16 protein-coding genes are annotated in these 21,534 nt (G+C 64.7%); 10 read left to right on the top strand and 6 right to left on the bottom strand.

The features are described from left to right. Positions 1-12 precede the first annotated feature (12 nt). The 4 genes from rplI (at position 13) to radA (ending at position 4,710) form a co-directional block, all read left to right on the top strand. Positions 13-462: a 50S ribosomal protein L9 gene (rplI, locus tag ABC977_RS06710; RefSeq protein ID WP_369666482.1), complete on the top strand. Its 450-nt coding sequence runs from the start codon at positions 13-15 to the stop codon at positions 460-462. A gap of 395 nt (positions 463-857) precedes the next feature. Next, the gene (gene dnaB, locus ABC977_RS06705) at positions 858-2,255 is read left to right on the top strand and encodes a replicative DNA helicase (RefSeq protein ID WP_369666481.1); all 1,398 of its coding nucleotides are present in this window, start codon (positions 858-860) and stop codon (positions 2,253-2,255) included. Then, a complete protein-coding gene (gene alr / locus ABC977_RS06700; RefSeq protein WP_369666480.1) occupies positions 2,252-3,352 on the top strand; it encodes an alanine racemase in 1,101 nt (366 codons plus the stop codon). The genes dnaB and alr overlap by 4 nt, the downstream gene beginning before the upstream one ends. Continuing rightward, the gene (gene radA, locus ABC977_RS06695) at positions 3,349-4,710 is read left to right on the top strand and encodes a DNA repair protein RadA (protein ID WP_369666479.1); all 1,362 of its coding nucleotides are present in this window, start codon (positions 3,349-3,351) and stop codon (positions 4,708-4,710) included. The genes alr and radA overlap by 4 nt, the downstream gene beginning before the upstream one ends. A gap of 21 nt (positions 4,711-4,731) precedes the next feature. On the opposite strand, the gene ABC977_RS06690 is transcribed toward radA, so the two are convergent. From ABC977_RS06690 to ABC977_RS06675, 4 genes are all read right to left on the bottom strand, one after another. After that, positions 4,732-5,634 carry a hypothetical protein gene (locus ABC977_RS06690; RefSeq protein ID WP_369666478.1) on the bottom strand — a complete coding sequence of 301 codons (903 nt, stop codon included), beginning with the start codon at positions 5,632-5,634 and terminating at the stop codon, positions 4,732-4,734. Between the two features lie 164 nt (positions 5,635-5,798). Next, complete coding sequence (locus tag ABC977_RS06685; RefSeq protein ID WP_369666477.1) at positions 5,799-8,243, bottom strand: putative bifunctional diguanylate cyclase/phosphodiesterase; 2,445 nt, start codon at positions 8,241-8,243, stop codon at positions 5,799-5,801. Between the two features lie 9 nt (positions 8,244-8,252). Continuing rightward, positions 8,253-9,446 carry a putative porin gene (locus tag ABC977_RS06680; RefSeq protein ID WP_369666476.1) on the bottom strand — a complete coding sequence of 398 codons (1,194 nt, stop codon included), beginning with the start codon at positions 9,444-9,446 and terminating at the stop codon, positions 8,253-8,255. A 5-nt stretch (positions 9,447-9,451) separates the two neighbouring features. Beyond that, the gene (locus ABC977_RS06675) at positions 9,452-9,874 is read right to left on the bottom strand and encodes a hypothetical protein (protein WP_369666475.1); all 423 of its coding nucleotides are present in this window, start codon (positions 9,872-9,874) and stop codon (positions 9,452-9,454) included. Between the two features lie 487 nt (positions 9,875-10,361). On the opposite strand from ABC977_RS06675, the gene ABC977_RS06670 reads away from it, so the two are divergent. Continuing rightward, positions 10,362-11,201, top strand: a complete 840-nt coding sequence (locus ABC977_RS06670) for a HesA/MoeB/ThiF family protein (protein ID WP_369666474.1) — start codon at positions 10,362-10,364, stop codon at positions 11,199-11,201. Between the two features lie 289 nt (positions 11,202-11,490). After that, positions 11,491-12,288 carry a PEP-CTERM/exosortase system-associated acyltransferase gene (locus ABC977_RS06665; RefSeq protein WP_369666473.1) on the top strand — a complete coding sequence of 266 codons (798 nt, stop codon included), beginning with the start codon at positions 11,491-11,493 and terminating at the stop codon, positions 12,286-12,288. 166 nt (positions 12,289-12,454) lie between these two features. Here the strand turns inward: ABC977_RS06665 and ABC977_RS06660 are convergent, their stop codons facing one another. After that, positions 12,455-14,416 carry an SLC13 family permease gene (locus ABC977_RS06660; protein ID WP_369666472.1) on the bottom strand — a complete coding sequence of 654 codons (1,962 nt, stop codon included), beginning with the start codon at positions 14,414-14,416 and terminating at the stop codon, positions 12,455-12,457. A gap of 274 nt (positions 14,417-14,690) precedes the next feature. Here ABC977_RS06660 and ABC977_RS06655 point away from each other — a divergent pair, with 274 nt between their 5' ends. The 4 genes from ABC977_RS06655 to msrB all read left to right on the top strand — a co-directional run bounded on the left by ABC977_RS06655 (position 14,691) and on the right by msrB (position 19,658). Further along, the gene (locus tag ABC977_RS06655; protein ID WP_439849170.1) at positions 14,691-16,457 is read left to right on the top strand and encodes a SulP family inorganic anion transporter; all 1,767 of its coding nucleotides are present in this window, start codon (positions 14,691-14,693) and stop codon (positions 16,455-16,457) included. A 162-nt stretch (positions 16,458-16,619) separates the two neighbouring features. Beyond that, complete coding sequence (locus tag ABC977_RS06650; protein WP_369666471.1) at positions 16,620-17,378, top strand: retropepsin-like aspartic protease family protein; 759 nt, start codon at positions 16,620-16,622, stop codon at positions 17,376-17,378. Between the two features lie 231 nt (positions 17,379-17,609). Further along, positions 17,610-19,190, top strand: a complete 1,581-nt coding sequence (locus ABC977_RS06645; RefSeq protein WP_369666470.1) for a peptide chain release factor 3 — start codon at positions 17,610-17,612, stop codon at positions 19,188-19,190. A 30-nt stretch (positions 19,191-19,220) separates the two neighbouring features. After that, a complete protein-coding gene (msrB, locus tag ABC977_RS06640) occupies positions 19,221-19,658 on the top strand; it encodes a peptide-methionine (R)-S-oxide reductase MsrB (RefSeq protein WP_369666469.1) in 438 nt (145 codons plus the stop codon). A gap of 21 nt (positions 19,659-19,679) precedes the next feature. On the opposite strand, the gene ABC977_RS06635 is transcribed toward msrB, so the two are convergent. After that, a partial coding sequence (locus ABC977_RS06635) for a tetratricopeptide repeat protein (protein ID WP_369666468.1) occupies positions 19,680-21,534 on the bottom strand: 1,855 nt, incomplete at its 5' end.

Here is a 21,534-nt window from a genome sequence, read left to right as displayed (position 1 = left end):
GGATTCGTTCCCGTGGAAGTCATTCTGTTGAAAAAGGTCGTCGGTCTCGGTTCGCTCGGCGACAAGGTGTCGGTTCGTGCCGGCTATGGCCGCAATTTCTTGATTCCGAGCGGGCATGCGGTGGCCGCGACGGCTGCGAACCTGGATGCCTTCGAAGAGCGTCGCGCGGAACTGGAGCGTGAGGCCGCCGCGGCTCTCGCCGCCGCCGAAGCACGTCGTGAGCGTCTCGCTGGCATGACCGTGACCGTCGCCCGTCGGGCCGGGGATGAGGGGCGCTTGTTCGGCTCTGTCGGTGCGGCCGATATCGCCGAGGCCGTTCAGGCCCTCGGTGTGGATCTCGAGAAGAAGGAGGTCCGACTTCCCGGTGGGCCGTTGCGGGCGGCCGGCGAACACGAGGTCGCGCTGCACCTGCATCCCGAGGTCGAGGCGACCTTGAAGGTCGAGATCGTCGCCGAGGCCTGATCACCGTTTCTTGCCTGTGAACACGGCCGGCGATGGCCAGGCACAGGCTCGAGTGCGGTGGACTCCGCCTCGTATCGCGTCTGAACAGACACGCCGGGCGCCGGGGAACGGCGCGCGCCGCCCGTTCGATTGGCGGCACAGGCGCGCCGATCCATCGCTGGTCGTCGGGCCTGCGTTCAGGTAGCATCCCATCTCGTGGCGCCGCAGCGGCCGATCAGGTCTCGAGTCTGCGGCCGTCAGTCCGTCAACCCTGATCGTGCCGTCGGGGCCGCGATACAGCCGCGTCGGCGTGCCGCTCGCCGGGGCCTGATTCTTCCCGGGGCCATGCCCTGGTGTGGCGCTCGGATTGGCGCTGCGAGTTCGTTTCCAACCGTCTTGTCAGGCGTCTTGATTCCATGGTCAGTGTTCACGCGATGCCGTCGGAGACCGACGGCCGAGCGGCTGGTTTGCGTATCCCGCCGCACAGCCTCCAGGCCGAACAATCCTTGCTGGGCGGCTTGATGCTCGACAATGCGACCTGGGAGCGGGTTGCCGACGCGGTGTTGGAGCAGGATTTCTACCGCCGCGAGCATCGGCTGATCTTCCGCGCGATCACGCGGCTCGCGGAGGCCGATCAGCCCTTCGACGTGGTCACGCTGGCCGAAAACCTCGAGCGCAGCGACGAGCTCGATGACGCCGGCGGGCTGCCGTATCTGGGCACCCTGGTCAAAGACACGCCGAGCGCGGCGAACATCAAGGCTTACGCGCGGATCGTTCGGGAGCATTCGGTGCTGCGCCGGATGATCACGGCCGGGACTGACATCGCCGACAGCGCCTACAATCCGCAGGGCCGGGAGGTGGCGGAGCTGCTCGATGAGGCCGAGCGGCGGGTCTTCGAGATCGCCGAGCAGCAGTCGCGCGGCGGCGGTGGCTTCCAGCCGATCAAGGATCTGTTGCGGCAAGCCGTCGAGCGCGTCGATAAGCTGTTTCAGAGCGATGAGCCGATCACCGGGCTGTCGACCGGCTTTCAGGATTTCGACATGATGACGTCGGGGCTGCAGCCGTCCGATCTGATCATCGTGGCCGGGCGTCCGTCGATGGGCAAGACCTCGTTTGCGATGAACATGGCCGAGCATGCGGCGATCGAGACGCGCCGGCCGGTCGCGGTCTTCAGCATGGAGATGCCGGGTGATGCGTTGGCGATGCGCATGATGTCGTCGTTGGGCCGGATCGACCAGCACAAGGTGCGAACCGGCAAGCTGGCCGACGATGAATGGCCGCGCTTGACGTCGGCGGTCCACATCCTTGCCGATGTCCCGCTCTATATCGATGACACCCCGGCCCTGACCCCGACCGAGGTTCGGGCCCGTGCGCGGCGGCTGAAACGCGAACATGGCGACCTGGCGCTGATCGTGCTCGACTATATCCAGCTGATGCAGGCACCGGGGTCCGGTGAGAACCGGACCACCGAGATCTCCGCGATCTCCCGCTCGTTGAAAGCGCTCGCCAAGGAGCTCCAGGTCCCGGTCATCGCCTTGTCGCAGCTCAATCGCAGTCTGGAGCAACGGCCGAACAAGCGCCCAGTGATGTCGGACCTGCGCGAGTCTGGGGCCATCGAACAGGATGCGGACCTGATCGTGTTCATCTATCGCGATGAGGTGTACCACGAGGACAGCAAGGATAAAGGGTTGGCCGAGATCATCATCGCGAAACAGCGTAATGGCCCGATCGGTACGACGCGCCTGACCTTCCTTGGCCGTTACACCAAGTTCGAGAACTTCATCGGCAATGTCTACGGCGAGGAGGGCTATTGAGCGGGTTCACTCCTCGGGCGCTGCTCGACCCGGACGCATTCCGTCACAACCTGGCGCAGGTTCGCCGCTATGCGCCGACGAGTCGCGTCTGGGCCGTCATCAAGGCGAACGCCTATGGGCATGGTGCCGAGTGGGCCGCCGCAGTGCTCAACGCGGCCGAGGGCTTCGCCGTCGCGCGCACCGACGAGGGGGCGAGGCTTCGGCGGGCCGGCGCCTCGCGCCCGATCCTGGTCCTCGAAGGTCCGGTCGATACCGATGAACTCGAGGCCGCCGTCGAGCTCGACCTGACGCTGGCGCTGCATCGGTGGGGGCAGGTCGAGCTGCTTCCGGCCGTCGTCCGCGGGCGCTTGCCCAAGGTCTGGATCAAGGTCGATACCGGCATGCATCGGCTCGGTTTCCCGCCCGAGCGGGTGCCGGCGGTGTTGGATCACCTGATCGGCTCAGGGGTGCCGATCGCGGGCCTGCTGACCCATCTCGCGAATGCCGATGTGCCGGAGGATCCGCGTTCGGCGGAACAATGCGAGCAGCTGCGGCGGCTCGCCGGGGCAGCGCGATGGCCGTTGAGCATCGGTAACTCGGCCGGGCTGATCGCGGTGCCGGCGGCGCGTTCGGACTGGGTGCGTCCCGGGATCATGCTCTATGGGGTCTCGCCGTTCGCGACCGGCACCGGCGCGGATCTGGGGCTGGTCCCGGTCATGACGCTGCAGGGGCGATTGATCGCGATCCAGCAATTGCGCCGCGGCGCGGCCGTCGGCTACGGCGGGACCTATATCTGTCCGGAGGACATGCCGGTCGGGGTCGTGAACGTCGGCTATGGCGATGGCTATCCGCGTCACGCGGTCCCCGGCACGCCGGTCTTGATCGCCGGTCGGCGGGTACCGCTGATCGGGCGGGTCTCGATGGATATGATCCACGTCGATCTGCGTCCGTGTCCGCAGGCAGCCGTCGGCGAATTGGCGACGCTTTGGGGGAGTGGCCTGCCGGTCGAGGAGGTCGCTGCCTGCGCCGGCACCATCCCTTACGAATTGCTGTGCCGCGTGGCGCCCCGCGTTCGGCTGGAGGTGCGCTCATCAGGCCCGGCGCCCAGTGCCCCGTGACACAGGCTGCGAAACGGCGCCGGGGGACCTTCGCGTGCGAGGCCTGTGGCGCGCGGCTCCCCAAGTGGAGCGGCCAGTGTCCTGACTGTGGGGCCTGGAACAGCATCCTCGAGCTGTCCGAGCCAGCTCGCGGCACACGGGATGGTGGGTATGCCGGTGCCGAACCGGAGGTCCTGGATCTGACGGCCGTCGGCGCCGAACGCGAGGTGCGTGGTGGCTCCGGCATCGCGGAGCTGGATCGGGTGCTCGGCGGCGGGCTGGTCGCCGGGTCGGTCGTTCTGCTCGGCGGGGATCCGGGGATCGGCAAGTCGACGCTGTTGCTTCAGGTCTGCGCCGCGCTCGGGCGGCACCAGCCGGTACTTTACGTGACCGGCGAGGAGTCGCCGCAACAGGTCAGCCTGCGTGCACGGCGCCTCGGCGTGTCCGGGGACGGGGTGCGGCTCCTGGCCGAGACCTGTGTCGAGCGGATCCTGGGCGTCGCCGACAGCGAACGGCCACGCGTCATGGTCATCGACTCGATCCAGACGCTGTTCACCGAGAACCTGTCATCGGCCCCGGGCTCCGTCTCCCAGGTCCGCGAGACGGCCGCTCGGTTGGTCCGCTTCGCGAAGCAGAGCGCGACCTGCGTCTTCCTGGTCGGGCATGTGACCAAGGAAGGGGCGCTCGCCGGTCCGCGTGTCCTCGAGCACATGGTCGATACGGTCATCTATTTCGAGGGCGAGGCCGGTAGCCAGTTTCGCCTGGTGCGGTCGGTCAAGAATCGGTTCGGCGCGGTCAACGAACTCGGCGTCTTCGCGATGACCGACCGCGGTCTGCGCGAGGTCGTGAACCCGTCTGCGATCTTCCTGTCGCGTCACGATGAGCCCGTGCCGGGCAGCGTCGTTCTGGTGACGCGTGAGGGCACCCGTCCGCTGCTGATCGAGGTCCAGGCGCTGGTCGACGAGAGTCCGTTGGCGAATCCTCGGCGCGTGGCATTGGGCCTGGATCAGAATCGGCTGGCGATGCTGTTGGCTGTGCTCCACCGCCATGGTGGCATCGGAATGTTCGACCGCGATGTGTTCGTCAATGTCGTCGGCGGTGTGCGGATCGGTGAGACCGCCGCCGATCTCGCGGTGATCGCGGCGGTGCTGTCGAGTTTTCGCGATCGACCCCTGCCGCTCGATCTGGTCGTCTTCGGCGAGGTGGGCTTGTCCGGCGAGGTGCGGCCTGTGCCGAATGGCCTGGACCGCCTGCGCGAGGCGGCCAAACACGGCCTCAAACGGGCCATTCTGCCGGCCAAGAACGCGCCGAAGGGCGGGGTGTCTGGCCTCGAACTGGTCCCGGTCCGCGGTCTCCGCGAGGCGCTCGACGCGCTGTGACGCGGAGGGTCGAACGTCGGCCTACCCCTGGTCCTGCTTGAGCCGCCGAATCAGCTCGGCCAATTCGCGGCGCGACCTTTGCACCGTCTCTTGCGCAGTGGCCAGCCCGACACGCGAGGCGTAGAAGCCGCGCAACGTCGTATAGACCTCGCGTTTCAGAAGGTTGCAGTGGCGGCCGTAACCGAAGTTGTCGATCGGCCGCAGGAAAGGGTACCGCCCGGCGTTGTGCACGACTGCGATGCGTCGGCCCTGCTCATCGAGAAAGATCCCGTCCTCGATCCGGACCGTCTCGGCCGACGAGGCGATGACGAAGTTGTAGCGACGCTCGAGCTCGTCGAACCCGTCGCGATGGAACAGATAGTTGACGACGAGCTGTTCGGGGCCAAACCGGCTCTTGTCGACGAGGATTTGCAGAAACCGCTCGCAGAGCGCCTTCATCGGTTCGCGCGGGCCGATGATGAAGCCACAGTTGACCATCCGATTCTTGGCGAAGGCCTCGGCAATGCGCGGCTTGTCCTCGGGGCGGAAGACCTCGTCCTTCAGAAACAGCGAGAAGACCGGTTTGTAGTCTTCACAAACGGCACGAAACCGGTCGGGGCTGCGCTCGAAAAGCGTCGAGATGTCGTCCTGGAAGATGATGTCGCCGCTATCGCAGAGGCAGATCTGCTCGTACGGACGGTCCGCGAGCAGGGCCAGGGTCTCGCGGTAACGCAGCACCGTGACATGCCCATCACGCGTTCCGGGACGCAGCAGCACGCCCTGATGCTCGAGATAGAAGCGTTGTGCGACCGACAGACCGTAGTCGAGCACGACGACATCGGTTTCGGTCAGGCGGACATTGTCCACCAGCGACGCAAGCCAATGCTCGATCAGGAAATCACCGTATTTTCGGTCGGAGGCCGTAACGATCGCAAAACGCTTCATGAGTCACCGAGCCGCAACATCAGGGTGGCCGCAGGCCATTGGCGATACCGGGTATCGCAACGGGGTCGCCGTTTGGTCTGGCCCATAGCCTTATCCTCGCATGCTACAGGGAATCGGATTGGGTCAATGATTGGCATCGTCAATTCTTTCGTGCCGCCGGAGCATCATCCGGTGACGGTGTTGAGGACACGCTGTGTCGGATAAAAGGGTTGCGGCTTCCCGAGGTGGTACCCCTGCGCGTCGTCGACGCCCAGCTCGGCCAAGACCTCGAGGATCGCCGCGTTCTCGACGAACTCGGCGACGACCCGTTTGCCGAGCCCGTGGGCCATGTCGGTGATGGCCTTGACCAGGATCCGGTCTCCCGGGTTCGTCGCGATGTCGCGGATAAAGGCCCCATCGATCTTGATGACATCGACCGGCAAATTGCGCAGATAGGCGTAGGAGGCGTAGCCACTCCCGAAATCATCGAGGGCGAAGCGGCAGCCGAGCGCTTTCATTCCTTGCATGAGTCGCGCTGCGTGCGCCAGGCTATTGATCGCGGCCGTCTCGGTCAGTTCGAACATGAGTCGTTCCGGGGCGATACCGCGGCCGGCCAGCCGTTCCTGCAAGAAGCCCAGCAGGGATGGATCGTCGAGTGCGTTGGCTGACAGGTTGACGGACAAGCGCAGGTCCGGTTCCCGATCGAGACAGGCGAGCGCCGAGTCGATGACCCAGCGATCGATCGCATGAATCAACCCGTCCCGTTCGGCAATCGGAATGAACTGACTGGGGCTCGCGACCTCTCCTGTCTTGCCGCGCATCCGCAATAGCGTCTCCAAGTACCTGACACGCCCGGTCGCGATCTCGATGATCGGTTGCGCATGCAGCACGAAGCTGTCCTCTTGCAAGGCTCGCGTGATCTGATCGCGCATCAGGACGCGTGCGTCGAGTCGCTCCTGTTCGAGGTCGTGAGGGGAGAACAGATACCAACGGCCGCGGCCTCGTTCCTTGGCCTGATACATGGCCAGATCGGCGTACGCCATCAGTTGACTGGCCTCCGTGCCCTGGGTCGGAAAGAGACAGATCCCGATACTGGCCGAGACCTGGTGGCGGCGGTTGCTGGCCTGCACGCTGATCCCCCGAATCGCCCGCTGGATCGATTCGGCGCTGACGACAGCATCGGCCTCGGTAGCCTCGGGCAGCGCCAGCGCGAACTCATCGCCGCCGAGGCGCGCGAGCAGGTCACTGGTTTCGGTGATCAGGCGCAATTGTGCCGCCACCTGTTGCAGGAGCGAGTCGCCGATGGGGTGGCCGCTCAGGTCATTGACATCCTTGAACTGATCCAGATCGATGAAGAGCAAGGCACCCTGGTGCCCGAAGCGCCTGGCTTGATCGAGGATCCGTTGAAACTCCTTGTTGAAGCGGCGCCGGTTGAACAGGTGAGTCAAAGGATCGTGATCGGCCAGCCAAACCAAGCGGCTCTCAGCGCGTTCGCGATCGCTCTGAAGTTCCTCCATGCGATCGGTCAGATTGCCGATCGTCTCCGTCATCAGATCGATTTCATCGCCGAGCTTGAGGTAATGGTGACGCTGCGGTAGTTGATTGCGAAGATCCTCGAAGCGGTTCTCGGCCAAGAGCGGGACGACGGTCGCCAGATCCCGCAGCCGATAAAGCGGTCCCTTGATGATCAGCAGCAACAATCCGCCGGAGAGGAGGAGGCCGAGCAACCCGATCAGCAGGCTGCCGAGCGTCGCGGCATTGATCGCAGCCCGCTGAGCGGTGACGTCGTTGACGACCAGGGCGTCGATGCCGGCAGCGAGCGATGGCACGCGAAAGACCTCGAACCAACGGTTGCGATGCTGGACCAACATCGGTTGCCGGCCCAGGTTTGTGGTCAGAGCCGGCATCGCCGCCTGAAGGACCGGAAGCGTCTGATCGGGAAAGGTCATCGCCGGAAATGACGGGTGAACGAGGTCATTGGTCGGTGCTCGATGGGCGGCGGCGTGTTCGTCATCCCAAGCCATGGCGACCTCGGCGCCGGTCAAAGCCTGGAAGGTCAGCAAGGCATCGGCGACCGACCGGCCCAGGACGAGGTTACCGGCAAAGGTCCCATCCACGAGCAGGGGAGTGGCGCGGTATTGGCGGCATTCGGGGTCGCAATACAAGGCCGCGAGGGCCTGTTCCGGGTTGTGCCGCAGGTCCTCGATCAAGGCTGCGGGAAGGGCCGCTGCATTCTCCGGCCAGCCCAGTGTTTCGGTCCCGTCGGCGAGGAGCCAATGCACCGAGCGGATGTCCCATTCGAGATCGAGCAGGGCGCTGTGGCTGTCGAGGGCTTGGGCGATCCGCTCCAGCAGGTCGGGGGTCACGACTTCGTCGGTTCCGAGAAGCGGGACGAGGCTGGCTAGTTTCGACATCTCCAGATTCCGCTCGTCGACCAGCGCACGAAGCTGGCGCGCCTGCTGGTCGCGGACGTACCCTTGCTGGAGCTCGAACTGGCGCGCGAACTGGGCATTCGCGATCAGGGCTAGCGAGGCATTGACCAGGATCAGCGCCAAACTGAGCGCGATCAGCGATTTCCAACGCAGACTCAGGTAGCGGGATGATCCGGGTCCTGGGCTGGGGCCGTCCACGCCGTGGCCTTAGAAGCGGAACGAGATCGACGCGGCGAAGACGTCCCATTCCCGGACCAGCGAATTCGGGTCTGGATTCTCGCGGATCGACAGCGCATAGGTCCCGTCGTGGCGCTGGTACTCGAGGCGCAACATCGTATGCGGATTGATGTCCCAACGCAGCCCCAGGGTCCAGATCTTCGTAAAGAAGTCGAAGGGCGGGACCAGACCGCCGGTCAGGTCTGAGGAATTGCGCCCGCTGCGATCCGTGCGGTCCGCGAACCCTTCCTCGTAGCGTGTCATGATCTCGAGGTTCGGTCGCAGTCGATAGGCGCCCTGCAGATAGTAGCTCTCGGCAGTCTGTTTTTCGAACGGGAAGAAGGGTCCAAAGTCTTTCCATCTGGTCGGGGTGCGCGCGTACTCGCTTGACAGCGTCCAACGCTCGGCGTTGTACTGCACGGATAGTACCCAATCGGAGATGTCGATGGAGCCCGGCGCAACCGGCGAGGCTGGCCCGGCATCGAAGGACATCTCGGTCATCAAGGCACTTAGGCCGATCTTGAACGTCTCGGCTGGTGTCGCATACCAGAGGCTGCCGATCGTCCAGTTCGGGCCCTCCGCCTTCAGGTCCCCGTCGAAGTCGGTGCCGAAAAGGATCCACTCGACATTCTCGTCGATCACCGAGCGCCCGGCGCCGAGCGCGAGCGACAGGTTGCCGTTGTCTTTGAACAGATCGCCGTAGAACATCAGGCCGTCGTATGACAGGAGCAGGTTGCGGATCTTGTCGAAGTAGATGGCCTGTGGCAGGAAGATCCCCGGCCGCGTGAACGGGACGTCCCGGGTCTCGTTGTAGAGCCCGATCGGATTCTTGATCCGTCCGATCCGTAACCCGGCGCGCCGTTCGGCATCAGCGATCGGCGTGAAATCGATCAAGGCATAGTCGAGCGACGGGGTGCCGTCGTACATCTCGCCGGCGCGGCGGGACAAGACCTGGCCGCCTAGGAGGAGACGCGGGTCGATCTGATAGGAGGCGTTGAGGCCCAGTTCGGTGAAATCGAACGAAGTGCTTGGGCTGTTGCCGAAATAGCGGTTCGCGGAGCTGTGCACCACGGTTTGACTGGCGAATCCATGAATGTGCAAACGGCCATCCGCGAGCTCGAAGGCGTGGGTCAGCGGCGGGGTGAGGCCAATGGCAAGGCCGATGGTCAAAACGCGGCGGCTCATTATGCTTACTGCACCTCAATCACTCGAAGGGCCGAATGTTCGATCTTATGACTCAGGTAGCCCACGGCCCCGGGCGTGGACTGGAGGCGGTCGAGCATTTCCTGTTCGTTCGTGACCGTGATCGGGATCTGACCGGTCCCGGAGAAGAGTTGACGATCCCAGACCCGCCGAAGCTGATAGGGGTAAAGGCCCAGGATCTCGTTGGCGAAACGACGATGTAACTCGTGATTGTCGTTCAGGACATAGACCTTGGTCAGGGTCCCGTTCGGCCAGTTCTTGAGCCGCATCGTGAAGAACAGTCTCGCCTCGTTGCGTGTGAGGCTTGCGATCTCGGCGCTCTCGTGAGCGATCAGGAAAACCTGCGTTGACCCGCTTGGGGACACGAGAGACAGGATTAGCAGCGTCAATGCCTTGAGACTCCGCCCCATGGCGCGATCCCAACGATCCTGGTCAATTGTCCGGCGAGGGGGGTTCACTCGGCCAACAGCGCCACGCAAAGGTCCGAACACGGGTCGCTTGAGTCTAAACGGACCCGAATGCACAACACAAGGTCCGTGATCTATGAAACTTCGGTGGAACTCGTTATTTCCGATTCAGGAATGAACCACAATAAGGACGTGAGGCCGCTTAAGACCAGGAAGCGGCGCGCGACGCGCCCGGCGGAGCCGATGACTTGAAGCTGGGCCTCTTCGTCGAGGAGGTCGACGATGATAGAGGTCTGTCACGCTGCCCAGGTGGCCCTGATGCGACGATGGGTAGCAAACTGGGGCAGTATTCTCCTCGGTGCGGGAACCTGAGTAGAATGGGGCCGCAACGGTCGCAGTGTCGCGGATACGAGTCCGGGAGCCTCGCCGAGCCGTACACTCACTCGCGGTCATGGATCAATAGCCGAAAATCAAGAACTCGACAGTCCCCATGGAACACTACCAGACTTTGACCCGCCGGAACACCGGTTATGTTCCGCCTGCGGTTCAGCATCGTATTCGCACCACGCATCTGCTGGTTGCCGGCTGCGGCATCGGCAGCACCTTTGCCGAGACGGCGGTGCGGCTCGGGTTCGAGCACCTCACCTTGGCTGACGGTGATGTCGTCGACAGCCATAATCTGAATCGTCAGGCCTTCGCCACCGCCGATGTCGGGCGACCGAAGGTCAGCGCGCTGGCCGACCGGCTGCGCGCCATCAATCCCGAGGTGAAGATCCGTGAGGTCGCGGCCAATCTCGGGGCGGCGAACACCCAGGAGCTGGTCGCTGCCGCAGACCTGGTGTTCGATACGATCGATTTTCTCGACCTGGCTGCCATCATCGGGCTGCATGACACTTGTCGGAGCCTGCACAAGCCTGCGATCACCGCGCTGGCGGTGGGGTGGGGGGCTGGTTGCATCTATTTTCCGCCGGATAGCGACTGGCCTTTCCGCCGGGTGTTCGGGATTGCCGACCAGGCCGCAGTGGACGACGTCTCTTATGCCGCCGCGTTCGCGCCCCTGGTGCAGCGGCTCGCCGATCGGCTCGACCCGCGGGTGGTCGAGGTCGTCGCCCAAGCGTTGACGGTGATGGCGGACGGCGCCCCCTGCCCAGCCTCGCAGGTCGCACCCGGTGCCGCCGCGGTCGGCGCGTTGGCCGCGACCCTGGTCGTGCGCCTACTCGCTGGCGAGCCGGTGACGCCGGCGCCGCACCTGCTCGTGATGGACCTGCCGACAGTGCTGGCCGGACCTGGGATCGATCTCTCGGCCTCACCGGCGGACGGAAGAGGCTGAACCTGGTTGGAGGGAGCCCCGTGAGGCGTGTTAACCTACACTTTACGAGGTATCAGCGTCGGCCTGGAAGACCAGCTGCGCCGCTCGCTCCGAGGAGCGTCCGTGGTGAGTGTCTCATGGGCTGATCCTCGTTTCTCGGCCACTGGTATCTGTAGCCCCGTTGCCCGGGCCGTTGGGCAATCGAGCCTCCTTCCCGTCGCTTTGGATTTTGAAATGACTGCCAGTAGCTCTGAAAGGGAGTTGTCCAGCCCGAGGGATCCTCGAGATCGCAGAATCAAGGCAGGCCGATATGAGTCTGGATAGTATCGCCGTTGATGCGCCCGCTCGGGTCGGCGAGCAGACGGATGGTTTCTTTGTGTACTTTCTCGCGCGGGACTCCTCCGAGTTGGAGGCCGTGTATCGGATGCGCTACCAGGTCTACTGCGTCGAACGCGGTTTTGTCTCGGCCGCGCATTGTCCAGGGGGGGTCGAGCGCGACGAATACGACGACCACTCGATCCATATTCTCGCCACGCATCGGTCGGGCCACCCGGCGGGCACGGCGCGCCTCGTTCTGCCGTCGCCACTGGGATTCCCGTTGATGCGGTATTGCACGTTTTCCGGCGAGTACGAGTTCCTGAACGACCCGCGACATCCGGCGCTGGCCAAGTTTGCCGAGATATCCCGACTGGCCGTCTCGAAGACCTTTCGGCAACGCGAGGGCGACAGCGAGTATGGCGGCCCCCCGAGGAGGCCAGAAGACCCGAGGCACGATGGCCGGGATTTCAGTCTGCAGCCCGGAGACGGTCCGGAGATCTTGCTTGGGGCGTCGCGCTTGATCTATCAGGAGACCAAGCGGCGCGCGATCACGCACTGGATGGTTGCCATGGAGCGGGGCCTGCACCTTATGTTGAAGCGGATCGGTTTTCGCTTCATCCCAGCCGGGCCGGAGGTCGATTATTATGGTCCGGTGCGGCCTTATGTCACGAATACGGCCGAGTTTGAGCGCTACCTGTACCACCGGCGTCCGAATACGCTCCGATATTTCGTGTCGGGCCTGGATCACGGGCTGGTTCCGGACTCGTTCCGGGATCTGGGTCCGGGCTAGAGTTCCGGTATGACGCGCTGACGGTCGGGATCCCGGTTTACGAGGTGCCGCGTATGGCGCGACCCCGGGATTTGCCTCGAAGGACGGCAGAGCTTCATGGGCCGATCGGTGCGCACTTCAGGAGGTTTGATGCCTCTCGATGCCGGCGCGCTCCTTCGAACCTGCGTCAAAAGATCAGGTTCAGCACGGACAGCGCCACGACGAGAAACAGGATCGTCATGATGCCGCCGGCGCGCAGGTAATCCGGGACTCGGTAGCCGCCTGGTCCCATGATTAGCGCATTGACCTGATGGGTCGGGATCAGGAAGGAGTTCGAGGTGGCGATTGCGACGGTCAGCGCGAACAGCGCCGGGTCGGCCCCGACGCCGAGCGCGATGTTGACGGCCAGCGGGACCAACAGCACGGTCGCGCCGACATTCGACATCACCAGCGTGAAGAAGGTCGCGAGGATCGCCAGCGCCGCCTGGATGATCCAGATCGGTTGATCGCCCAACCATACCAGCGTCTGTTCGGCGATCCAGCGCGCCGTGCCCGAGTTTTCGACCGCGAGACCGAGCGGGATCAGCGACGCGAGCAGGAACACGGTCTTCCAGCTGACCGCCTGGTAGGCCTCTTCGATCGATAGGACCCGGGAGAGGATCATGCCAATCGCGCCGACCAGCAAGGCCACGGACAACATCAGGTCCGTGAAGAGCACCAAGGCCAGCGTCACCGCGAAGAAGAAGAGCGCATGGGGCACCTTGTTCGGGCGCAGCTCCTCATGCGGGTACTCGGTGGTGACGATGACGAAATCGCGATTGCGCTCGAGCCGGGCCAGATCGACCCAAGTGGTGTGCACGACCAAGGCATCGCCGGGGCGAAACGGCGTGTTGCGCACACCACCGGTCTCGAAGTTGATGATGTCGTCGCCGCGATGGATCGCCAGCAGCGATAGCCCATAGGTCTTGCGCATCCAGATGTCGCGAGCCGTCTTGCCGACCAGCGACGAGCCGGGCGGGATCACGATCTCGGCGATCCCGGCCTTGGTCGGCGCCAGGACCTCGGCGAACGTATCCAGTTGTGGCTTGATTTGCGCCTGGTTGGCGGCGGCGAAACGCTTGAAGGGCGCGGGTGCGCTCAAGAGCACCAGGGTCGAGCCGGGTTCGACGCCCAGGGTGCGATCCACTCCGTCGGCGCCGACCCGCAAGCCGTCACCCTTGTCGACGCCGACGACTCGCACTCGCCAGGTCTGTTCGATCTCGTCGACGCCGAGGCCGATCAGCGGCGATTCGGCGAGCACACGAACCTCGTTGATCGTGAAGCCGGACAGCCCGTAGTGCTCCGCGAAATAGCGCGTCGCGTCGCTACCCTCGAGCTTGTCGGTACCGCGCGACGGCAACACGAAGCGCCCGGCGATCACGAAGTAGAGGATGCCCGCGGCGACCAAGGCCAAGCCGACCGGGGTCACGTCGAACAGGTTGAAGGTCGCCATCGGCGCGACATCGTCCGGCAGCGACCGGTTCGAGGTCTGAATCAGGTCGTTGAGGAGGATCAAGGGGCTCGATCCGACCATCGTCATGGTACCGCCGAGGATCGCGCAGAAGCCCATCGGCATCAGCAGTCGCGACATCGGCAACCCGGTGCGGGCGGCGATGCGGCTGACCACGGGCAGAAAGAGCGCGGCCGCGCCGACGTTCTGCATGAAGCTGGAGATCCCGGCCACCGTGCCGGAGACCAGCGGGATGATCCGTTGCTCGGTGGTCCCGCCGACGCGCATGATGGCCGCGGCGACCCGCGACATCAGGCCGGTGCGATCGAGGCCGGCCCCGATGATCATGACGGCGATGATCGAGACCACGGCATTGCTCGCGAAGCCGTCGAACAGATGCTCCGGTGGGACCAGTCCCTGCTCGATCCCCATCAGCGGCGCAACCAGTCCGGTCAGACCGAGGAGCACCATGACGGAGATCGCGGCGACATCGATCGGCACGATCTCGAAAGCGAACAGGAAGATCGTCAACAGCAGGAAGGCCAGGACCCAGGCGATCTCCGGTGTCGGTACCAGAGTTCCGAGGTACAGCGCGGCGCCGGCGAACAGGATGGCGACGAGCAAGTCGCGTCCCGACCGGTCGCGTATCACATGCAACATCGAAAATACCTGCAATTGCCAATCCGACTGGTCGGCTGAAACGGCGCCTGCCGCCCTAGCCCAATGCTGGAATGCGGTGGGGATCTATGGATGTGGTCCGGTTGAGTCCCGGTCACCAGCCCATTTACGATCCTATCACGATCACGCCTTGGCTTTCCGGGATGCGGCTCGGACGATCGCCTGCGTCCAGTCTACCAAAGCATTTAACCGTATTTTAATATTAACCGATTCGATTTTGTTTATTTCTGCGATTCTTCTCTGAGGAGAGCGACCCGTGCGTGACAATCCCATCATCAACCGACAACGGCTCGGGCGGCTGTTCCCGTTCCTCGGCTGGATCGGTGAGCTCAAGAACACGCGCACGCTGCGAGCCGACCTGATCGCTGGCATCACCGTCGCTCTGGTGTTGGTCCCGCAGTCGATGGCCTACGCGCAGCTAGCCGGGCTCCCCGTGCACTACGGGCTCTATGCCGCCTTCCTGCCGCCGATCGTCGCCGCCTTGTTCGGGTCGTCGCGGCAATTGGCGACGGGGCCGGTGGCCGTTGTCTCTTTGATGACGGCGGCGGCGCTCGGGCCGCTCGCGACCGCCAACCCGGAAGGCTATCTGGCCTACGCGCTGCTGTTGGCGTTGATGGTGGGGCTGTTTCAGTTGATGCTCGGTCTGTTGCGGTTCGGGATCCTCGTCGATTTTCTCGCCCATCCGGTCGTGATCGGGTTCACGAACGCGGCGGCCCTGATCATCGCGACGTCGCAGATCGGGAAGCTGTTCGGCGTCAGCGTGCCGATGGCCGAGCACCATTACGAGACGCTGTGGTACACGATCCAGGCCGTCATCACCTCGACCCATGTGCCGACCTTGTGGATGGGGCTCTTGGCCTTCGCTATCATGCTCGGCCTCCGTCAGGTCGCGCCCCAGGTTCCGGCCGTGCTCGTAGCCGTCGTGGTCACCACCCTGTTGTCCTACTTCACCGGCTTTCAAGCCGCCGGTGGGGCCGTCGTCGGTGATATCCCGGCCGGCCTGCCGAGCTTCGTGGCGCCGGTCTTCGACTGGTCCGCGATCGTTCACCTGATGACGGCGGCGGTGACCATCTCGCTGGTCGGGTTCATGGAGGCCATGTCGATTGCCAAGGCGATGGCCGCGCGGACACGCCAACGCTTGGACGCGAATCAGGAGTTGGTCGGCCAGGGCTTGGCCAATCTGACGGCTGGGAGTTTTTCCGGCTATCCGGTGTCGGGGTCTTTTTCGCGCTCGGCGGTCAACATCAACGCCGGGGCCGTGACCGGATTCGCCTCCGTGGTCACGGGTCTCGTGGTCGCCGCGTCCTTGCTCTGGTTGACGCCGTTGCTGTTCCATCTGCCGCAGGCGACGCTCGCCGCCGTCATCATCATGGCCGTCGTCAACCTGATCAAGATCCAGCCGGTGATCCATGCCTGGAAGGCGGTACGGACCGATGGGATCATCGCCGTCACGACCTTCGCGCTGACGCTGCTCTGGGCACCTGATCTCGACAAGGGTATCCTCGCTGGTGTCGGGTTGTCGTTGGTCCTGTTTCTGGCGCGCAGTATGCGCCCGCGTTTTGCGGTGTTGTCGCGTTTTTCCGACGGCACCCTGCGCGATGTCCGAGTCCATCCCTTGCCCACCAGTCCGAAGATTGCCGTGGTGCGCTTCGATGGGCCCCTCTACTTCGCGAATGCCGGTTATTTCGAGACCCGGATCCTTGGCGTCGTCGCCGATAACCCGGAGCTCGAGTTCATCATCCTCGACGGCGCGGGAATCCATGAGCTGGATGCGACCGGCGAGGAGGTCTTGCATCACCTGGCCGAGCGGCTGCGGGCGCAGGGGATCGAATTGCTGGTGGCGCGGATGAAGAAGCAATTCATGGACACGATTCGCCGAACCGGCTTGATCCGGGTCATGGGCGAGGATCATTTCTTTGCCCGTGTGATCCATGCGTTGGAGTATGCGTGGGATCGGCTCGGCGACCGCTACGATCGAACGACCTGTCCGCTGCGTTTGCCCGCCGGGGCGGCCGGGGGCTGATGCAGGCGAATCGGTGTAGGTGCGGCTTCAGCCGCAATCATCAGCTGAAGCCGCACCTTATCGCGACGGAACACGGCGGGGCTCCTGCCCCGCACGGCAAGCGCTGAATCGTTCGGCGCTTCCCTAATGGGCCAAGTGCCAGAAAGCCGGAGGCGACTCGATATGTCCAGTGCAGGCCGTGGTGCGATCCTGGGCCTTTGTGCCTTGGTTGGGTTCGGCCTCCTCGATGCCCGCGCGGCGAATCGCGTCCCGGTCATCGACGAGGTCGAACGGCTGGCGAGTCAGTACGGTTTCTCGGTGACCGGGCTGTCTCATACCGCAGGGGCCTGGGGGCGCGTCGAGGACGCGAATCTTCAACGCCGCCTGCGGACCCTCCTCGAGGAGTACGATTACGTCATGGTTGCAGGCCCTGGCGGCGCCGTCACGCGGCTGATCATCCTCGGGGCGAAATCACCGTGGACTCCGCCGGAACCCCCGCCGGGCGCGGGTCGGCCAAGCACGGGTGACGCCGCGCAGGGCGGTGACATCGGTGACATCGTCCTGGCGACGACCCGCCACGGTGCTCAGCATGCCGTGGTCGTCGCCTTGGAAGGGACCGGTGGGCAGCGGGTCCAACAGGCGATGGTGATCGATACCGGGGCCGAGCTTGTCGTATTGCCGACCTCCTTGCTGCCGAGGCTGGGGCTCGATCCGGCACAGCTCGAGGATCGCGAGGTTCAGACCGCGAATGGCCGGACCCTGGCCCGGCTCGGGCAGTTGTCCGGGATCTGGCTCGACCAGAAACGGGTGGCCGATGTCGATGTCGCCTTCATCGATGACGAGCGTCTCGGGGGCCACGCCCTATTGGGTATGAACGTGCTTGGCCGTTACCGTTTGACCATCGATGATGAACGAAGCGAGCTGCGGCTGTTGACGCGCTGACAGGAAAACCCGTCGCCCCAGCCCGGATGGTCAGGGCGGTGCTGAAGAACGTAGCGCTTCCCGCGCGGGCCAGGAATTCCAACGTGTTCGGTCGCGACCAGCGATGGAACAAGACAGAAGTCGGAAGCCGCGCTGTCGATTTCCGTGCCGATCTTTGGCCAAGACGGTCAATAGATCAGCGTCTCCTTAAGCGTTAACATATCCGGTTTTTCCTTGGCGATGGCCTCCTAGATGACCCAGCTCAACGAACAACTGAACAGGCGTCGCACCTTTGCGATCATCTCGCACCCGGACGCCGGCAAGACGACCCTGACCGAAAAGCTCTTGTTGTTCGGCGGCGCCATCCAGATGGCCGGGACCGTCAAGGGTCGCAAGGCGGCGCGCCACGCGACCTCGGACTGGATGGAGCTCGAAAAGCAGCGCGGGATCTCGGTGACCTCGTCGGTCATGCAGTTTCCTTATGGCGATGCCATCGTGAACCTGCTCGACACGCCGGGCCACGAGGATTTCTCGGAGGACACCTATCGGACGCTGACGGCCGTCGACTCGGCCTTGATGGTGATCGATGCGGCCAAGGGCGTCGAGGACCGGACGATCAAGCTGATGGATGTGTGCCGCCTGCGGGATACGCCGATCCTGACCTTCGTCAACAAGCTCGACCGCGAAGGGCGCGACGCGATCGAGATCCTCGACGAGATCGAGGAGGTCCTGCGTATCCAATGTGCGCCAGTGACCTGGCCGATCGGCATGGGCCAACGCTTCAAGGGGGTCTATGATCTGCGCACCGGCAAGACACACCTGTTCAGCGCCCAGCATGGCGGTCGGATCCAAACCGGCGAGGTGATCGAGGGTCTCGATAACCCGCGGCTCGACGAGTTGCTTGGCGATCAGGCCGAGGAACTGCGCGCCGAACTCGAGTTGGTCGAAGGTGCGAGCCACCCGCTCGATCTCGATGCCTACCGTGCCGGCCGCCAGACGCCGGTCTTCTTCGGCTCGGCGATCAACAACTTCGGGGTCAAGGAGCTGCTCGACGCCTTCGTCGACTATGCCCCGCCGCCGCGACCGCGGGCCACGCAACAGCGGGTCGTCGCGCCGGACGAAGCGCGTTTCTCCGGGTTCGTATTCAAGATCCAGGCCAACATGGACCCCGCGCACCGTGATCGGGTCGCCTTCCTGCGGGTCTGTTCAGGGTCCTACACCAAGGGCATGAAGATGCGCCACGTGCGGCTCGGCAAGACGGTGCAGGTGGCCAACGCGATCACCTTCCAGGCCGATGAGCGCCGCCATGTCGATGAGGCTTGGCCCGGCGATATCATCGGCTTGCACAACCACGGCACCATCCAGATCGGTGACACCTTCACCGAGGGCGAGGACTTCAAGTACGAGGGCATCCCGTATTTTGCGCCGGAGCTCTTCCGCCGCGTCGTGCTCAAGGACCCGCTGCGGATGAAGGCGCTGCAAAAGGGGGTCGTCCAGCTGAGCGAGGAGGGGGCGACCCAGGTCTTTCGGCCGCTGAAGAACAACGACCTGATCCTCGGGGCCGTCGGCGTGCTTCAGTTCGATGTAGCGGCCTACCGGCTCAAGGACGAATACGGCGTCGAGGCGATCGTCGAACCGGTTGGCGTCTACACGGCCCGTTGGGTCGTCTGCGACGACGACAAGCGCCTTGCGCAATTCAAGGAAAAGGCCTACGAGAATCTCGCGCTCGACGGCGATGAACAGCTCGTCTACCTGGCCCCGACGCGGGCCAACCTGGCGCTCACCGAGGAACGCTGGCCAGAGGTCCGTTTCCTGGCTACGCGGGAGCTCTGAGGAGACGCTGATCTAAGCGAGGAACCCATCATGTTGACTTGGCGAGCAGTCCTACGGTTGACCGAACAGCCGCTTCCGGAGCCCATCCTGACAAGGACCGATGCCGAGTGGCGCGCGCACTTGACGCCGGAGCAGTATCGCATCACCCGCGAGCAGGGTACCGAACGGCCGTTCAGCTCGGCGATGTGTCAGTCGGTGGAGCCGGGGCGTTACGCCTGTGTCGGCTGCGGCACGCCCTTGTTCGAGGCCGACGACAAGTTCGACTCGGGCACCGGCTGGCCGTCCTTCTCGCAGCCGGTCACCGAGGACGCGATCGCCTATCGCGCCGATCACGGATTCGGGATGACGCGGGTCGAGACCCTGTGTCGCACTTGTGGAGCCCATCTCGGGCATGTCTTCCCCGATGGCCCGGAGCCGACCGGCCTGCGCTATTGCATCAACGCGCTGGCCTTGCAGAAGAACGGGTGAGCGAGGCCCGTCGCGCGGGCATCAACCGTCTAGCAACTCGTCGAGCAGGGTCAGCGCCTGGGCGAGCTGTTCTTCGGCGAGCTCGTAATATTGGGCGTGGCTCGCGTGGCGGAAGAAGTCGCGGACGGCGTCGAAGTCGGCAACGGCGAGACGGGCGATGTCGGCGTCGCGCGTGTGTCGGGCAAGAAGTTTGCGCGCGGCCCCGAGGTTGGCTTTGGTCATGGCCCAGACGAATGGCATCCGTTCGCGGGTCCATTCCTCGAGGGCCTTTTCGTAGGCCTCGATCGCCTGGGCGACAGCGGCCGGGGTGTCCTGGCGTTCGCCGAGCTTGTGCAGCGCGGCGCCGAGGTTGTTCTGGGTCATCGCCCAGTCCTGCGGCGCGCGTTCGCGGGTCCGTTCGGTCAGTGCGTTGCGGTAGGCCGCGACGGACTGTTCCAGCGCCCGCGGGTCTTCGCCATGCTCGCCGAGCAAGCGCAGCGCGGTGCCGATGTTATCGAGCGTCGTTGCCCAGTCCTGCGGCGCGCGCGCGCGCGTCCATTCCTCTAGCGCCGCCTTGTAGGCGTCGATAGCCCGTTGCAGCGACGCCGGCTCCTTCTTGCGCTGCCCGAGCGCCTGCAGCACGGCGCCGAGGTTGTTCTGGGTCATGGCCCAGTCGCGCGGTGCGCGTTCGCGGGTGCGTTCTTCGAGTGCTTGCTCGAACGCTGCGGCCGCGCGCTCCAGCATCTCGATGTCGTGTCGGCGTTGTCCGAGGATTCCGAGGGCGTTGCCGAGATTGTTCTGCGCGGCGGCCCATTCGAGCGGCGCGCGCTCGCGATGATATGCGGCCAGCGCCTGCTCGAAGGCGGCCACCGAGCGCTCGAGCAACGCGGTGCCGGATTGGCGCCGGCCGAGCAGCCCGAGCGCCGTGCCGAGGTGGTTTTGGGTCGTGGCCCAATCGTCGGGCCGGGTGTCGCGGGGCACAAGCGCGAGGATCTTGTTCTCGTAGAGGTCGATCGCCTCTTCGATGGCCGGGCTGTCGACGAGGTCGCGGCCGAGCGCTTCCAGAATCAGCGCGCGCTCGGTCTGGTACCGCCATTGCGTCGGCGCGTCGAGGCCGGCCATTGCCGCGGCCTCGGCGAACAGCTCGGCGGCGCGCCGATGCTCGAGCCGGATCGCGGCGATCTGGGCCTGGCTGGCGCGGATCCGGGCCCTATCGATCGGGCGAGCCACACCCGGTGCTTCCGTAGGTCGGGTTAGCGCAGCTTCATCGGGCTGCGGGGGTTGCTCGGTCCTCGCATGGCCTTGCTGCGACACGCCGTGAATACCTCCCTGTAGGCTCGACGGCGAGATCCCTCTCGCCGACGGTCGCGACAAGGCCATCCGAGAACCTTCGCGCGGAGCACTCGTAGGTCGGGTTAGCGCAGCGTAACCCGACATCGGGGGCCGAGCTGTACCGCTTGTTTTCGAGTTATCCCTATCCTCGCGCGAACCCTGGCCTTGGACACAGCGCTGGAACGCCTGCTCGTAGGCCTCGAAGGCGTGATCGACCGACAGCGCCGCGCCACTTTGCAACGCCTGCGCGGCCTGCTCGATCGGCGCCGCCGCCGGCGGTACCCGTGCGGCGATGTCGGCGAGGTCCGCGCCTTCTTGACGCAGCGCGCCGAGCCGCGCATGGCCCTGCCGGAGCAGGTCCGGCACCTGCTCGCGTGTAACTTGTTTGGTCTCGATGAAGCGCAGCAGATGCCGCAGATCCGCCGGATCCGCCTGCAACGATTTGGCGGCCGCGATGATCTCCGGCTCGTAACCCGTGTCGCGGTCGCTTGCGGCCGCTCCTGGTTTGTCGGATCTGGGGGGGGCGGACATCGTCATGTCGGTAACGGCTCGGCTGTTGGTGTCG

The organism is Thioalkalicoccus limnaeus, from assembly GCF_041197575.1.
GTDB classification, from domain to species: domain Bacteria; phylum Pseudomonadota; class Gammaproteobacteria; order Chromatiales; family Chromatiaceae; genus Thioalkalicoccus; species Thioalkalicoccus limnaeus.
Note: the sequence above shows the minus strand (reverse complement) of the source record. Positions and strands in the feature narration are given on the sequence as shown.

Excerpts from the sequence above, each read along its gene's own strand:
- dnaB (WP_369666481.1), top strand. The coding sequence starts at position 858 with ATGGTCAGTGTTCACGCGATGCCGTCGGAGACCGACGGCCGAGCGGCT.
- ABC977_RS06690 (WP_369666478.1), bottom strand. The coding sequence starts at position 5,634 with ATGAAGCGTTTTGCGATCGTTACGGCCTCCGACCGAAAATACGGTGAT.
- ABC977_RS06680 (WP_369666476.1), bottom strand. The coding sequence starts at position 9,446 with ATGAGCCGCCGCGTTTTGACCATCGGCCTTGCCATTGGCCTCACCCCG.
- ABC977_RS06675 (WP_369666475.1), bottom strand. The coding sequence starts at position 9,874 with ATGGGGCGGAGTCTCAAGGCATTGACGCTGCTAATCCTGTCTCTCGTG.
- ABC977_RS06670 (WP_369666474.1), top strand. The coding sequence starts at position 10,362 with ATGGAACACTACCAGACTTTGACCCGCCGGAACACCGGTTATGTTCCG.
- ABC977_RS06665 (WP_369666473.1), top strand. The coding sequence starts at position 11,491 with ATGAGTCTGGATAGTATCGCCGTTGATGCGCCCGCTCGGGTCGGCGAG.
- ABC977_RS06660 (WP_369666472.1), bottom strand. The coding sequence starts at position 14,416 with ATGTTGCATGTGATACGCGACCGGTCGGGACGCGACTTGCTCGTCGCC.
- ABC977_RS06650 (WP_369666471.1), top strand. The coding sequence starts at position 16,620 with ATGTCCAGTGCAGGCCGTGGTGCGATCCTGGGCCTTTGTGCCTTGGTT.
- ABC977_RS06645 (WP_369666470.1), top strand. The coding sequence starts at position 17,610 with ATGACCCAGCTCAACGAACAACTGAACAGGCGTCGCACCTTTGCGATC.
- msrB (WP_369666469.1), top strand. The coding sequence starts at position 19,221 with ATGTTGACTTGGCGAGCAGTCCTACGGTTGACCGAACAGCCGCTTCCG.